Below are 606 nucleotides of genomic sequence, written 5' to 3'. Positions count from 1 at the left end.
GAGTTGGCCGACCTGGCGGAAGATGCCGTTGAGCTCGGAAAACCAGAGATCGATCGGCTGGAAGACGAGCGATTTCAAATCGGTCATCTCGTTGACCTGGGCGATGCTGTGCTCCAGGGCGCGCATCGATCGATCGATGCGCCAATTGACGAAGACCGTCAGCAGAAAAGCCCCGAGGATCGGGAAAGGAAAAATCCAGAGCATGGAATCCAGGAAGTCATGACGCGCCGCCTGGATGGACGGAGCCAGGTTCTGGCGCACGTCGATCACGCCGAGCACATTGCCAATCCTGGCATTGGTGTGGCAGCGCAGGCACTCGGTTTCGGCGCGCAGCGGGAGCACGTAGCGCGTGCTGTCCGCGCCGAGATCCTGGACCGGCTGGCCGGTGCGGAACACCTGGGTCACCGCCGCGTCCATCGGTGCCTGCCGGATGGGGCCGTAGCGCGCCGAGACGATGCTGCCGCGATAGATCTGCAGGGCGAAGTCGGAATCCCGCATGGAACCGTTCGTGGCGTGCAGGAAATTCTCGGCCTGCGCGTGCGTCCATCCCGTGCTCATCAACTGGAACATCGCATCGAAGGTCGACTTGGCGATGATCCGGGACGA

Annotated in this window: 1 protein-coding gene; it reads right to left on the bottom strand. The window is 62.5% G+C overall.

The window, feature by feature from the left end:
• A partial coding sequence (locus tag THIARS_RS18750; protein WP_222423106.1) for a hypothetical protein occupies positions 1–606 on the bottom strand: 606 nt, incomplete at both ends.

It is taken from the genome of Thiomonas delicata (assembly GCF_900088825.1).
Taxonomy (GTDB): Bacteria; Pseudomonadota; Gammaproteobacteria; order Burkholderiales; family Burkholderiaceae_C; genus Thiomonas_A; species Thiomonas_A delicata.
The sequence above is the reverse complement of the archived record's forward strand: the minus strand, read 5'-3'. Positions and strand labels throughout refer to the sequence as shown.